The sequence below is a fragment of the Streptomyces sp. NPDC058691 genome, from assembly GCF_042714775.1.
In the GTDB taxonomy this organism is placed as follows: Bacteria; Actinomycetota; Actinomycetes; order Streptomycetales; family Streptomycetaceae; genus Actinacidiphila.
Map to the genome: position 1 here is coordinate 71,841 of NZ_JBHXSO010000039.1, position 14,085 is coordinate 85,925.

Annotated in this window: 11 protein-coding genes; 5 read left to right on the forward strand and 6 right to left on the reverse strand. The window is 70.5% G+C overall.

Annotation, left to right across the window (positions count from 1 at the left end; translation table 11 throughout):
* Positions 1-84 precede the first annotated feature (84 nt).
* Both ACFWVC_RS25805 and ACFWVC_RS25810 read left to right on the forward strand, forming a co-directional pair.
* The gene (locus ACFWVC_RS25805; protein ID WP_384290665.1) at positions 85-780 is read left to right on the forward strand and encodes an HAD family hydrolase; all 696 of its coding nucleotides are present in this window, start codon (positions 85-87) and stop codon (positions 778-780) included.
* A 139-nt stretch (positions 781-919) separates the two neighbouring features.
* Positions 920-1,567 carry a TetR/AcrR family transcriptional regulator gene (locus ACFWVC_RS25810; protein WP_384290666.1) on the forward strand — a complete coding sequence of 216 codons (648 nt, stop codon included), beginning with the start codon at positions 920-922 and terminating at the stop codon, positions 1,565-1,567.
* On the opposite strand, the gene ACFWVC_RS25815 is transcribed toward ACFWVC_RS25810, so the two are convergent.
* Complete coding sequence (locus tag ACFWVC_RS25815) at positions 1,558-2,904, reverse strand: LVIVD repeat-containing protein (RefSeq protein ID WP_384290699.1); 1,347 nt, start codon at positions 2,902-2,904, stop codon at positions 1,558-1,560. The genes ACFWVC_RS25810 and ACFWVC_RS25815 overlap by 10 nt on opposite strands.
* A gap of 220 nt (positions 2,905-3,124) precedes the next feature.
* Here ACFWVC_RS25815 and ACFWVC_RS25820 point away from each other — a divergent pair, with 220 nt between their 5' ends.
* From ACFWVC_RS25820 to ACFWVC_RS25830, 3 genes are all read left to right on the forward strand, one after another.
* Positions 3,125-3,724, forward strand: coding sequence for a DUF305 domain-containing protein (locus tag ACFWVC_RS25820; RefSeq protein WP_384290704.1), 600 nt, complete (start codon positions 3,125-3,127; stop codon positions 3,722-3,724).
* 210 nt (positions 3,725-3,934) lie between these two features.
* Positions 3,935-5,284 carry an FAD-dependent oxidoreductase gene (locus tag ACFWVC_RS25825; protein ID WP_384290670.1) on the forward strand — a complete coding sequence of 450 codons (1,350 nt, stop codon included), beginning with the start codon at positions 3,935-3,937 and terminating at the stop codon, positions 5,282-5,284.
* Positions 5,285-5,397: 113 nt separating this feature from the next.
* Positions 5,398-6,741, forward strand: coding sequence for a nucleobase:cation symporter-2 family protein (locus ACFWVC_RS25830; RefSeq protein WP_384290675.1), 1,344 nt, complete (start codon positions 5,398-5,400; stop codon positions 6,739-6,741).
* Between the two features lie 72 nt (positions 6,742-6,813).
* Here ACFWVC_RS25830 and ACFWVC_RS25835 read toward each other — a convergent pair whose 3' ends face one another.
* The 5 genes from ACFWVC_RS25835 to ACFWVC_RS25855 all read right to left on the reverse strand — a co-directional run.
* Positions 6,814-9,582, reverse strand: coding sequence for a bifunctional YncE family protein/alkaline phosphatase family protein (locus ACFWVC_RS25835; RefSeq protein ID WP_384290680.1), 2,769 nt, complete (start codon positions 9,580-9,582; stop codon positions 6,814-6,816).
* A gap of 4 nt (positions 9,583-9,586) precedes the next feature.
* Positions 9,587-10,942: an ABC transporter permease gene (locus tag ACFWVC_RS25840; RefSeq protein WP_384290681.1), complete on the reverse strand. Its 1,356-nt coding sequence runs from the start codon at positions 10,940-10,942 to the stop codon at positions 9,587-9,589.
* Positions 10,939-11,883: an ABC transporter ATP-binding protein gene (locus ACFWVC_RS25845; RefSeq protein WP_384290684.1), complete on the reverse strand. Its 945-nt coding sequence runs from the start codon at positions 11,881-11,883 to the stop codon at positions 10,939-10,941. The genes ACFWVC_RS25840 and ACFWVC_RS25845 overlap by 4 nt, the downstream gene beginning before the upstream one ends.
* Before the next feature lie 411 nt (positions 11,884-12,294).
* The gene (locus tag ACFWVC_RS25850; RefSeq protein WP_384290687.1) at positions 12,295-12,972 is read right to left on the reverse strand and encodes a uracil-DNA glycosylase; all 678 of its coding nucleotides are present in this window, start codon (positions 12,970-12,972) and stop codon (positions 12,295-12,297) included.
* A 120-nt stretch (positions 12,973-13,092) separates the two neighbouring features.
* On the reverse strand, positions 13,093-14,085 hold a 993-nt coding region (locus ACFWVC_RS25855), incomplete at its 5' end, for a metallophosphoesterase family protein (RefSeq protein WP_384290690.1).

Consider the following 14,085-nt stretch of genomic DNA (forward strand, 5'->3'; position numbering starts at 1 on the left):
GGCAACCGGCCGGAAAGCCGCGGTTCGGCGCCGCGTGGCAGGCCCGTGAACTCTCCGCCGGGCGCGTCGGGGAGGATGCCGGGCATGAGCATCAAGGGATTCATGTTCGACTTCTCCGGGACGCTGCTGCGCGTGGAACCTACGGAGAGCTGGTTGCGTGCCGTCGTGTCGGAGCGCGGCATCCCCCTCGGCGAGGGGGAGTTGACGGCGTACGCGGAGCGCCTGGAGCGGGTCGGCGCGCTGCCGGGCGGCATAGCGCCGGAGCGCGTGCCCGATCATCTGGCCGAGGTCTGGGGCGAGCGGGACCTGTCGGCCGATCACCACAGGGCCGCGTACACGGGCCTCGCGCGGGAGGCCGGACTGCCGTGGGACGGGATCCATGACGCGCTGTACGAGCGGCACATGCGGCCGGAGGCGTGGGCGCCGTACCCGGACACCGCTCAGGTGCTGCGTGAACTGCGGCGGCGCGGGGTGCCGGTGGCCGTGGTGAGCAACATCGGGTGGGACCTGCGGCCGGTCTTCCGTGCGCACGGACTGGACGGGCTCGTGGACGTCTTCGTGCTGAGTTACGAGCACGGGGTGCAGAAGCCCGATCCGCGGCTGTTCGAGACCGCCTGCGAGGCGCTGGGGCTGCCGCCGGAGCGCGTCGCCATGGTGGGCGACGACCGGCGGGCGGACGGCGGTGCCGCGGCACTGGGATGCACGGTGCATCTGGTGGACCATCTGCCGGTGGAGCGGCGCCCGGCCGGGCTGCTGCCGGTGCTGGAACTGACCGGCTGACGGGGTCGCGGCCGTGACCCGGCGGTCCCCCGCGCCGCCGGGTAACGGCTCGAACCCCGCGTTCGCGCCCGAGCACGCGGCTCGCGCGGAACGGACCCCGAGTACATTGGCCCGGAGCCAGTCAACGCAGGAGTAAAGCATGTCCCCTCGGCGACCGTCGGTCAACGAAGAGATGCGCCGTCGTTCCCGGGAGCGCCTCTTACGGGCGACCGTCGAGCTGGTCGAGGAACGCGGCTACGAGGCCACGACCCTCGGCGACATCGCCGACCGGGCCGGGACGGCGCGCGGGCTGGTCTCGTACTACTTCCCGGGCAAGCGCCAGTTGCTGCAGACGGCCGCCCACCGCCTGATGCACACCGAGCTGTCCGCGGCGCTGGAACGGCAGCCGGCCACCACCGACGGACGCGAGCTGCTCGCCCGGGCCGTCGACAGCGTGCTGGGGCTCCCGGTGCGGTTCCCCGTACTGATGCGCGCGCACATGGCCGGCATCCTCCAGACGGCCGGCTTCAGCGAGTGCGCCGAGCGGCAGCGCCTGGCGGAACTGCTGCGGGGCGCTGTGGAGGCGTGGGGCTCGCCGGACCCCGAACACGACTACCGGATGCTGCGGGCGCAGTTGATGGGCGGGGTCTTCGCCCAGCTGATCCCGGGCGCGGCGATGCCGCTGCCCCATCTGCGGGCCGAGCTGTTCCGGCGCTACGGGCTGGACTGGGGGCTCGGCGTGCCGCCGGATGACCCCGGAGGGGTGGCATCCGGCGGCACGTCACTGTGCGACCCCGGTCAGCGGTAGTCGGGCTGGGACTGCGCGTTGAGCTCGGCGAGCCGGATGCCGCGGGCGCTGTCGGTGCGCCGGTCGGAGATCCGCAGGACGTCGAAGCCCTTGGCGATGTCGTTCGAGTAGATGTAGCCGTTGTAGTAGTACGCGCTCCACGAGCCGCCGACCGCGAGGGTGTCGGCGGACAGCGGGCCGCGCTCGAAGAAGCCGATCTCGCGGGGACGCGAGGAGTCGGTGAAGTCCCAGACGGAGACGCCGCCCTGGTACCAGGCCTGCACCATGATGTCGCGGCCCTTGGCCGGGATGAGCGAGCCGTTGTGGGCGACGCAGTTCTCGGTGTCCGCCTGCATGCGCGGGATCTTGTAGTAGCTGCGGAAGACGAGCTTCTCGTGACCGTGCTTGCGGACGATGTCGTAGATGCCGTCGGCGCCGCGCTGCGGACCGATCAGCGCGTTGCACTCGGCACCGCCGCCACCGCCGAGTTCGTCGGTGAAGACGACCTTGGTGCCGCGCTCGTTGAAGGTCGCCGAGTGCCAGAACGAGAAGTTGACGTTGTCCTGGACGCGGTCGATCACCTTCGGGCGCAGGGGATCGGAGATGTCCATCAGGATGCCGTCACCCATGCAGGCACCGGCGGCGAGCCGCAGCTTGGGGAAGGCCGTGATGTCGTGGCAGCCGGTCGTCTCGCTCACCCGCGCCTGGGTGTCGGTGGGCGGGATGCCCGGGTTGCCGCCGTCCGGGAAGAGCACGGGGAAACCGGCGAGGGAGGCGTTCTCGGGGTGCGAGCGGGGGATCTTCACGACGGAGATGCCGTCGTGCGGGGGCTGGCAGTCGGGGAAGGACGCGCTGGGCGCGTACGAGGAGACGTACACGAACAGGTCGCGCTTGCCCGGCACCAGGGTGTGGGTGTGGGAGCCGCAGTTGGTCTCGACGGCGGCGACATAGCGCGGGTTGGCCTTGTCGCTGATGTCGAAGACCTTGATGCCCTCCCAGGATGCCTTGTCACTGGCGGGCTGGGTCGTGCTCGCGCAGGAATTGTCCGAGCGCGAGGAGTCGGTGGACAGCACCAGCAGGTTCCCGGACACCGAGATGTCGTTCTGCGAGCCGGGGCACAGGACCTGGCTGACGACCTTGGGGCTGCTCGGGCGGCTGATGTCGTAGACGACGAAGCCGTCGTAGTTGCCCGCGAAGGCGTACTTGCCCTGGAAGGCGAGGTCGGAGTTGAAGCCGGCCAGGGACTGCTTGGGGATGTTCACCAGATGGTCGACGTTGGCGCTGGTCACGACCTCGTCGACGCCGGGTATGGCGCCGTCGGCGGTCGCCGGCGCCGCGGCCGCGAGGCCGAACAGCATGACCGCCGCGGCCACGAGGGCCGCAAGGCGTCTGGGGCGGGCGGGGTTGGTGCCTAAACGCGTCACCGCGTCCTCCAAGGTGTCCGTTCAAGATGAAACGATGAAACAACCAAGCCGAAGTATGCACTTTTCATGCCCGCGTCAAAAGATGCACAATGAGGCAGTGCTCGCTACCCGCCGTGCAGTCTTAGTGCTGCTTCCGCTGTCCCTGGCCGCCTCGATGCTCGCGCTGACCGGATGCGACGGGGGTGGTGGTGACGACGCCAAGGCCGCCGCTCCGTCGGTCATCGCCCCGGGCCGGCCCGGTGAGGACGCGGCCACCCTGTCCGCGGACGAGGCCGCCAAGGCCCGGCCGGACGACACCCCCAACGCCGCCGACCTGGCCTACACGAAGAACATGATCGCCCACCATGAGCAGGCGCTGGTCATGACCGCGTACGCGGACACCCGCGCGTCCGGCACCAAGGTGCGCGCCCTGGCCGCCCGGATCGACGCCGCCCAGGGCCCGGAGATCAAGGCCATGGCCGCCTGGCTCAAGGAGAACGGCGGCGCGTCACCGGACGCCGGTCACGACCACGACCACGACCACGCGTCGATGCCGGGTATGGCGACCCCCGCGCAGCTGGCCGAACTACGTGCCGCCAAGGGCCCGGCCTTCGACCGGCTCTTCCTCCGGCTGATGATCGCCCACCACGAGGGGGCGGTCACCATGGCGACGGAGGTGCTGTCCGGGGGACGCAACGTCCAGGTGGGCGAATGGGCGAGCGAGGTGATCGCGCAGCAGACCGCGGAGATCGGCCGGATGCGGTCCTTGACGTGACCCGGACCGACCCGGCCTGACCGACCCGACTCGACCTGACCGACCCGCTCGAACAGACCCGGCCTGACTCGAACTGACCGGCCGGCCCCCGCACCGGCCGGACATCCCGCGCCGCGACACGCCTGCGCCGGCCTGCCTGGGCCGGTGCGCGGTGCGATGCTGGAAGTGCCCGGCCGCTCCGGCCGTCGCCTCGACGTGGAGGAGGCGCCTGTGCTTCGCATCGCCGTCGTCGGATCAGGTCCCAGCGGGGTGTACACGGCGGAGGCCCTGGCCCGCCAGGAGTCGGTGCCGGGGGTCGCGGTGGACGTGCTGGACCGGCTCCCCTGCCCGTACGGCCTGGTCAGGTACGGTGTGGCACCCGACCACGAGAAGATCAAGTCCCTGCAGGGCAATCTGCGGGGCGTCCTGGAGGACCCACGGGTCCGCTTCCTGGGCAATGTGACCGTCGGCGCCCCCGGCCTGCCCCCCGAGCGCCTGCTGGACCTGTACCACGCGGTGGTCTACTGCGTCGGCGCCGCCACCGACCGCCACCTCGGTGTCCCCGGCGAGGACCTGCCGGGCAGCTTCTCCGCGACGCGCTTCGTGGCCTGGTACAGCGCGCACCCGGACGAGGCCCCGGACGAGTTCCTGCTCAGCGCGCGGTCCGCCGTCGTCGTCGGCGTCGGCAACGTCGCCGTGGACGTCGCCCGCATCCTGGCGCGCGGCGCGGCCGAGCTGCGCAGCACGGACGTTCCCGAGGCGGCCCTGCGTGCCCTGGAGAACAGCCAGGTCACCGACGTCCACATGGTCGGCAGGCGCGGGCCCTCGCAGGCGAAGTTCACCACCAAGGAACTGCGCGAGCTGGGCGCACTCGCCGACGCGGACGTGCTCGTACGGGAGGACGAACTCGCGCTCGATCCCGCCTACGCCGATCCGCAGGCACTGCCGGCGGCGGCCCGGCGCAATGTCGAGGTGCTGCGCGGCTGGGCCGGGCGCCCGCCCGCCGGGCACCGGCGCCGCATCCATCTGCGCTTCTTCCTGCGGCCGGCTGCGCTGCTGGGCGAGGACAAGGTGGCGGGCGTGCGCTTCGAGCGGACGCTGCCCGACGGACAGGGCGGGGTGCGCGGCACCGGCGGGTTCGAGGACATCGACGCGCAGCTGGTGCTGCGCTCGGTCGGCTACCGCGGTGTGGCCATGGAAGGGCTGCCCTTCGACGAGGGGCTGGGCATCGTCCCCAACGAGGAGGGCCGGGTCCTGCGGGACGGCAGGCGGTCGCCGGGCGAGTACGTCGCCGGATGGATCAAGCGCGGGCCGACCGGTGTGATCGGCACCAACCGGCCGTGCGCCAAGGAGACGGCCGCGGCCCTGCTCGCGGACGCCGGCGTGCTGCTGGCGCGCGGCGAACTGCCCGCGGACCCCCTGGAGGGGCTGCGCGCGTCGGGCCAGTGTCCGGTGGAGTGGTCGGGCTGGGAGGCGATCGAGGCCGCGGAGGCGGCGCTCGGCCGGTCCCTGGACCGGTCGACGGTCAAGATCCCCGACTGGGCGGGCCTGCTGGCGGCGGCGTCCGGGAGCCCCGGGTGACACCCCGGCAACGCGCCGGAAATCGCCAGACCTTCTCCGGTCCCTAGGGTCGCGGGCAGCCGTCCCGACGGCACAGCCGCTCATTCGCGCCGCGTCCGAGGAGCCCCCCATTGGTGACGACGTCACGCCCCCCGGTCCATCCCGTCGACGAAGTCCTGCCGCCCACCCGGCTCGCGGCGTTCGGCCTGCAGCACGTGCTGGCGATGTACGCGGGCGCGGTGGCGGTGCCGCTGATCGTGGGCGGCGCGCTGAAGCTGTCACCGGGCGACCTCGCGTACCTGATCACGGCGGATCTGCTGATCTGCGGCATCGCCACCCTGCTGCAGTGCGTCGGCTGGTGGCGCTTCGGCGTACGGCTGCCGATCATGCAGGGCTGCACCTTCGCCGCGGTCTCCCCCATGGTGCTGATCGGCCAGGACGGCGGACTGCCCGCGATCTACGGCTCGGTGATCGTCGCAGGGCTGGCGATCATCCTGCTGGCCCCCGTCTTCGGGCGGCTGCTGCGCTTCTTCCCGCCCGTGGTGACGGGCACCGTGATCCTGGTCATCGGGCTGAGCCTGCTGCCGGTGGCGGGCAACTGGGTCGCGGGCGGGGCCGGTTCGGCCGACTTCGGAGCGCCGCGCAACATCGGTCTGGCGGCCGCCGTGCTGCTCGCGATCCTGCTGATCCAGCGCTTCGCACCGGGCGTCCTCGCCCGCGTCGCCGTGCTCGTCGGCGTCGTGCTGGGCACGGCGGCGGCCGTGCCGCTCGGCTTCACCGACTTCGGCGCGGTCGGCGACGCGGACTGGCTCGGCATCAGCACGCCCTTCCGCTTCGGCACTCCGGTCTTCCAGGGCGCCGCCGTGGTCTCCATGCTCGTCGTGGCGCTGGTGGCGATGACCGAGACGACCGGTGACATCATCGCCGTCGGCGAACTGACGGGCCGGACGGTCGAGCCCGGCCGGCTCGCGGACGGGCTGCGCGCGGACGGCGTGTCCACCGTGCTGGGCGGGATCTTCAACACCTTCCCGTACACCGCCTACGCGCAGAACGTGGGCCTGGTGGGGCTGACCCGCGTGCGCAGCCGGTGGGTGGTGGCCACCGCGGGCGGCATCCTGGTCCTGCTCGGGCTGCTGCCGAAGCTGGGCGCGGTGGTCGCCGCGATTCCGGCACCGGTGCTGGGCGGCGCGGGGCTGGTGATGTTCGGGACGGTGGCCGCGAGCGGACTGCGCACGCTGACCACGGTCGACTTCCACGGCAACGCCAACCTGATGGTCGTCGCGGTGTCCCTGGCGGTGGGGCTGCTGCCGGTGGGCGTGCCCACGGTGTACGAGAGGTTCCCCGACTGGTTTAGGACGGTGATGGACAGCGGCATCAGCGCGGGCTGCGTGACCGCGATCGCGCTCAACCTGCTCTTCAACCACCTGCCGGGCAGCGGTGTACGCCCGGCAGGGGAGCCCGGGGAACGCGGCGCGTAGGCGATCGGAGACGGATCGGGGTCCCCGTCGGCGGTGACGCCGGCGGGGACCCGTTCACGCCGTCAGCCTGCGTCAGCCGTCGGACTCTGCCGACGGGATGTAGGCGCCCGGCACGTCGTCCGGCGCGTAGACCGTGCTCTCGCCGGGGTAGGGCGTCTTCCAGTTGTGCGTCTGGTACCACGTGAAGTGGTCCATCTGCGCGGGGTTGGCGAAGTCGGGAACGGCGTTGGGACCGGTCAGACGCTGCTTGGACTTCCACACGTTCCACTGCGCGGCGAGCGCCCGCTTGTCAGCGGGCACCTTCACGGACGTCGGCGCGGGCGCCGCCTCGGGATCCTGCGGCGCAGGGGTGTCCGGGCCGCAGGAGGGCTGGGTGCTCAGGCCGAGGGTCAGCGAGGTCCGGTTGGGCAGCGTGGTGAACGGCGTGTAGTCGGGCTTCTTGGTGAACGCCGTGACCATCGGGGTGGCCGCGCTGTCCTTCTGGTTCATCGGGTCGATCCCGAGGATCTGCTCGATGGTGCGGATCATCGTGATCTGCGAGTAGTACCGGTTGTCGACGGTGCCGTGCTGGGCCCAGGGACTGATGATCTGGATCGGGGCACGGTGACCGTCGACGTGGTCGAGGCCCGCCTGCGAGTCGTCCTCGACCACGAAGACGGCCGAGTCCTTCCAGTACTCGCTGTGCGAGATCTTGTCGACCATCCGGCCGACCGCGAGGTCGTTGTCCGCCACCTGCGCGGCCGCGTTGGCCGGACCACCGGTGTGGTCGTTGGACAGCCAGAACATGTTCAGGTTCGCAGGACCGTCCTTCTCGAAGTCCTGCTCCCAGATCTGCTCCTTGTAGATGTCCGGGACGCTGGTGTCGAACAACGGGAAGCCCGGCACCGACACCTTGTTGAGCGACGGTATCGCCGAGCCCGTCTGAATCGGGTAGGCGGTCTTCGCCCCGGTCGCCTGCATGTTCTTGGTGTCGCAGTACAGGTTCTGCCAGGTCGCGCCGGCCGGCTTGCTCTCCACCGACTGGAACTCGCCGAAGTCCTTCACGGACTTGCCGGCCGCCTGGGCGCCGGTCCAGATGAAGCCGGACTTCTGGTGGCCGAGAGCGTCGTTCTCGGTGTCGTAGCTGCGCGTGTACTCGCCGGCCGAGGACTCGGTGTACTCCGGATCGTCGGCCTGCATCAGCCAGTTGTGGCCCTCGGCGGAGTTCGTACCGATGTCGTACGTGTTGTCGTACAGCCCGAACTGGCGGGCCAGCGCATGCTGGTTCGGCGTCACGTTCTCGCCGAACTGCGTCAGCGACGGGTCACCGATGCCCTGCGGCATGTCACCGAAGATCTGGTCGTACGTCCGGTTCTCCTTGACGATCAGGAAGACGTGCTTGATCGTCGAGGGCTCACCGAGCCGCGCGGGGACCGGCACCGGCTTCTTGTGCCCCTTGTCCTTGCCCTTGCCCTTGGCCGACGTGACCGAGCCGCGGGTCCATCCGTTCTGCTTGAACACCTTGGCGGTCTGGGACCTGACGGCGCTGTCGTCCGGCAGCGTGAACCGCGTCAGGCTCGACGTCGTGTCGTGCGTGCCGTGCCCGGCGCTGTCGGTGGGGCGGCGCGCGTCGATGCCACGGGTGTTGGAGACGATCACCTCCTTGCCCACGGTGGCGATCTCCGCGGGGAAGTAGTCCGTCGGCAGCAGGCCGACGTAACTCACGGGTTCCTGGGGTGATTTGTACCGGTACACGGCGACCGCGTCGGCACGCCCGAGCGTCACCAGGAGGTGCCCGTCGGCGGTGAGCGTCACCGCGTCGGGCTCGTAGCCCACCGACGCCTCCGGCCACGGCTGGGTGGCGATGGTCTGCACGACCCTGTTCTTGCGGGTGTCGATCACCGACACGTTGTTGTCTGCGGTGTTGGTGACGAAGACCACGCCGTTCCTGGCGTACACCGCGGTCGGGTGCAGACCGACGTCGATGCTCCCGACGGCGGCGGAGGCGTCCGAGAGGTTGATGACGCTGACCGTGCCACTGGTGGTGGCACCGGTCTCCGGGTCGGCCGGCACCTGGGTGCCGTAGGAATTGATGGTGGTGTCGCCGGCCTTCGCCGGACGGCCGCCCTCGTTGCTGACGTAGAGCTTGTCGCCGACCATGGCCATGCCACGGGGGGCGTTGCCCACCGCCCAGGTCTGCTTGACGGTTCCGGTCGCCGCGTCGATGGCGACCACCCGGTTCTGTCCGTTGACCGCGGAGTACACGGTGGAGCCGTCGGCCGAGAACACCGCCGCGCCCACCAGCGCCTGCTTGGAGCCATCGGCCGGTATGTTCACGGCTGTCGGGCTGGACAGCGTGCCGTCCGGGTTCACGATGAACTTGGTGTAGCCGCCTGCCTGGCCCAGCCACAGCTGCGAGCCGTCGGGCGAATAGGTCGGGCCCTCCTGGCCGACAGCACCGCTGCTGATGCGCAGGTCGTCCTTGGCGTTGGTGCCGACCTTCTGCTTCAGCTGCCCGGTCTTGAGGTCCATGATGACCAGCGCCGCGTCGCCGTCGGTGACCGAGGCCGCGAGGTGGCTGCCGTCCGGGCTGACCGTGGACGACATGATCTTGCCGTCGTTGATGACGGTGCGGCTGCCGTACGGAGCGATGTACTGGTCGCTGGAGACGACCTGGCCGTCGGCGGTGGTCTGGCCGACCTGCTGGGTGCCGAACTGGCCGGTCTGAGCAACGGCGGTGCCCGTGACGGCGAGGGCGACCGCGATTCCCGCCGTCACCACGGTGGTCCGGCGGCCGACACGCCTGCCGAGAATGCTGATCTGTTCCTTCTCGGCAGTCCGTCGCTGTCGTGTTACCTGCATGGAACTATCCCTTCGAGGAGTCGAGCAGTTCGACATTGCCGTCGAACTGCCACAGGGGGTTCGGCACGTCCCCCGTCCCGGTGCGCACCAGGAAGTAGCCGTTGACCTCCTTCGGTCCATCGCCATCGGCCATGAACCGTCCGTCCGCGGTGATGTCGAGTTGGTAGATGGCCGAGCCCGCGGCCTGGACGCCGGGGAGATGCCAGGAGACGACGCAGCGCCAGTCGTTGCCCGGTCCCTCGGGCACGACCCTGGAACTCCCCTTGTCGCACGTCGCCGTCGCCTTGAGCTGCGCTTCGGTGACGGCGGGCCGGTTGAGCTGCCGGGTCTGAATGCGGTAGAGGTGGGCGAATGCCGTGGCGACCGAGCGCTGCACCTTTTCCTGCTCGATCCCGGAGCCGGTGGCTCCGGTCGACACGGCGACGACCGGGACCGTCACCGCGAGCAGGCCGACGAGCGGCAGCAGCCCGACGGTGACCGCGCGGCGCCCCGAGCCGTCGTAGTTGACGTTGGTGAAGTCGCGCCGCAGGAAGAGCACATAGGCCAGCACCGTCGCGAGCACGGCCCACACCAGGCTGACCATGACGCCGATCAGCAGAGGGCCCAGCTGTTCCGGGGTGGTGAACAAACCGTTCCAGGAGATGTAGGCGTAGCCGGGCAGGGCGAGGCGCACGGGTACGGGCAGCGGCAGCATCTGGGCCAGCTGCATCACCAGCGCGACCAGAGTGGGCAGCAGCAGTCCCATCGGGGAACGCCCGAGCGAGACGGATCCCAGGAGACCGATCGCGGCGAGGGCCAGGGTCGGGGCGAGGGCGCAGACCCAGGCGAGCAGCACCCTGACGGCGGTGTCCCCGGGCGCCAGCAGATGTCCGTCCAGGCCGACCAGCGGCTGGTTGCCGACCGCCAGGAGCCCGCCGATCGTGCTGGAGACGGCCATCCCGGCCACAAGGAGCAGGATGACGGTGAGGCTTGCCAGTGCCTTCGAAACGAAGATCCGCCGGGGTGATCGGACCGCCACGAGCAGGTGGCGCCAGGTGCCGAGCCGGTCCTCGGACGCGAAGACGTCGCCGGCGACCAGCGAGGTCAGCAGCGGGAGCGCCCATGTGCCCGCGAAGCCGAGCACGACCAGGGGGCCGGCCCAGCCCGTGGCGAGCATCCAGCGGCCGAAGAGGGTGTCGACAGGCAGTGTGCTCTGCTGGCCCACCGCGGCGACGAAGAGTGCCGGCACGATCCAGCAGGCGAGGACCAGCAAGCGGATCCGCCACTGCGAAACCAGCTTGACCAGCTCGAATCGGTACCCGCGCGGCACTGTCACACGGCGAGCGCCGGCAAGGTTGTCCACGGCGATGGTCGCGGTCATCGGCCGGCCTCCTGCTGCTGCTCGGTCAGTGCGAGAAACGCCGCTTCGAGCGGCGACACCACTGGGGCGAGCTCGCGCACGGCGATGCCGGCGTGCACAAGGCCCGACACCAGTTCGTCGAGGGCGGGCACCATCGCGCGCACCACGAGCATCCCGGCGTCCTGCCGTGTCATGGCGCCGTCGACGATACGGATCCCGGACGTGTCGTCCGCGAGTCGGCGAGCGCCCTCCGGGTCGGAGGTCTGCAGCCGGTAGTCGAGTTCACTGTTCTCGGCGGCGAGCTTGCCGAGCGGACCGGAGAAGACGACCCGTCCGGTGGCGATGATGGTGACCTCGGAACACAGTGCCTCGAGGTCGTCCATGCGGTGGCTCGACATCACGACGCTGGTTCCGTCCGCCGCGAGCCGGGTGAGCACACCGTGCACGTGCTTCTTGCCCGCCGGATCGAGGCCGTTGGAAGGCTCGTCGAGCACGAGCAGCCGGGGCTTGGTGAGCAGGGAGGCGGCGAGTCCGAGCCGCTGGCGCATGCCGAGGGAGAATCCGCGGACCCGGTCGTCGGCGACGTCGGTCAGCCCCACCTGGTCGAGTGCGTCGTCGATACCCATCGTCCCCGCGTCGCGGCCACGGAGCGCGGCCAGCGCGGCGAGGTTCTGCCGGGCGGTCAGCGAGGGGTAGAGACCGGGCCCGTCGACGAACCCGGCCACACCGTCAGGGGCGTCGAGCGCGCGCCCGACCGGCGTACCCAGGATCTCGAGATGGCCGCTGTCGGCGACGGCCAGGCCCAGCAGGAGGCCGAGCAATGTCGTCTTGCCGGCGCCGTTCGGTCCCACCAAGCCGTGGATCTGGCCCTGCGTCACGTCCAGGTCGATCCCGTCGAGTGCGACCACGTCGCCGAATGACTTGGCGATCCGGCGAGCCCGGACTGCGGGGAGTGTGTCCATGAGTCCCTTCCTTCGAAAGCCCTCGGGACTGTAGGTGTGCCGTACAACGTTTGGCATGGACCCGGCTGAACGTTCGTGGAAGGGATCGTCAAGGAGTGGCAAGTTGTCGACACAAGCGGCCAGGAGTCAAAGCAGGTGCCGGGCAACGTTCCGGGCAGCACCTGGACGCGACGAGCAGTACGGCCCATGGGTCGCGCCATCCGGCAGCGGGCTCACGGGGGTCACACGGACGCCGGAGCGGGTCAAGGAAGGCGGCGTGGGCGCGGCAGGCCGCGCGTTCCCACCCCGAACGTCAGTGGCCCTGACGCCGAGGCGAAGCATGGAACCTCGAGCGTGAGCCCACAGCTCCGAGCGCGCCCAGGACGGGCACCTCGCGAAGTGGTGAAAGAGGCGAACGGTACCCGAGCGCCGCTAAGGAAGCTGCCAGTCGACCGGCTGCGCGCCCTGCTGGAGCAGGAGGTCATTGGCCCGGCTGAAGGGGCGCGAGCCGAAGAACCCGCGATCCGCCGACATCGGGGAGGGATGGGCCGATTCGATCGCCGGGAGGTCCCCGAGCAAGGGGCGCGCGTTCCGGGCGTCGCGGCCCCAGAGGATCGACACCATCGGCTTGCCGCGCGCGGCCAGGGCGCGAATGGCCTGCTCGGTCACTTCCTCCCAGCCCTTGCCGCGATGCGCCCCGGGGCTGCGCGGTGCGGTGGTCAACGCCCTGTTGAGCAGCAGCACTCCCTGCCGGGTCCACGGCGTCAGATCGCCGTTCGACGGCCGGGGCAGGCCGAGGTCCGACTGCAGTTCGCGGTAGATGTTCTCCAGGCTGCCGGGCAGTGAACGCACCTCCGCGGCGACGGCGAAGCTGTGCCCGATCGCCATCCCCGGCGTGGGATAGGGGTCCTGCCCGACGATCAGCACCCGCACCTCGTCGAAGGGCTGCTGAAAGGCCCGCAGCACGTGCTGTCCCGCCGGCAGATAGGTCCTGCCCGCCGCGATCTCCGCCCTCAGGAAGTCACCCATCGCCGCGATGCGTTCCGCCACGGGCGCGAGGGCCTCGGCCCACCGGGGTTCGACAAGCTCACTCAATGGTCGTGCTGGCACAGCCGTCACCCTACCGGCCCACACGGCCCCGCTCCCACCAGTGGCCGGGCAGCAGTGAGGGCGAGCACGTGGTTCGTGCTCGCCCTCGGTCACGCTGCTTCGCGTGTCAGACAGTCAGCTTCAGCCCTGTGCGGCGGGCACGACCTGGATGGTCTTGGAGGTCGTGATCGGTGCGAGGGAGGTGTCGTCGGTGTAGGCGCGCATCGAGTCGTTCGTCACCGTGACGGTCACCGAGCCGGCCTTCAGCGCGGTGAGGACACGGGTCTGCGGGTCGAGGATCGCGACCTTGCCCTTGCGGCGGGCATCGTCGATGGCGTCCTTGCCGGTACCGATCGCCAGGTTCGACGAACCGCTCCAGTGGACCGACATCGGGTACCGCAGCGGCACCACACGCGAACCCGTCCCCACACCCTGCGGCTGCACGATGCTGCCCGCCAACTGCGCGGTCTCCCCCGCCTCGACCGACTCGGGAGTGGTCAGCGTGATGGACTGCGCGAAGGCACGCACATCGGCCTGCAGCCACTGCTGACGCGCGTTACGGTGCGAGTCGACCGACCAGTCGACCCAGCCGGTGAAGCCACCACGGTCCGGCGTGCCGTAGGGGTCCTTGCCCGAGGACGGCAGCACCATGTACGGCACGCCCTCCAGGTGGTGGACGTTGGCGATCTGGGCGTGGGAACCGACCATGACGGCGCCCTTGCCGGAGTCGTCACGGAAGTCGGTCAGCAGGTTCTCGATCAGCGCGGCCTCGTCGCGGTCGCCGAGCTGGCTGGACTTGGTCTCCGCCGGGTCGTCCACCGGGTGGTGGGCGAACACCGCCACATTGTCCACCGACTTGTCGCTCTTGGCGTCCGCCAGAGCCTGCTGCAGCATCGGGAGCTGGTCCCAGGCGGTGCTGCGCAGCGAGCCGACGGAGCTGGCGAGCAGGATGAACCGGGTGCCCTTGTGGTCGAAGGTCCGGTAGGGCTTGCCGAACTCGGCGGTGAAGTTCGTCAGGTCCTGCTGGACGTTGTTCAGGCCGTAGGACTCGTGGTTGCCCGGCACGTAGTAGCACGGGATGGAACCGGCCGCCGGGTCCGGGGTGCTGTCCGCGGCGGGCTCCTGGCCGACCGG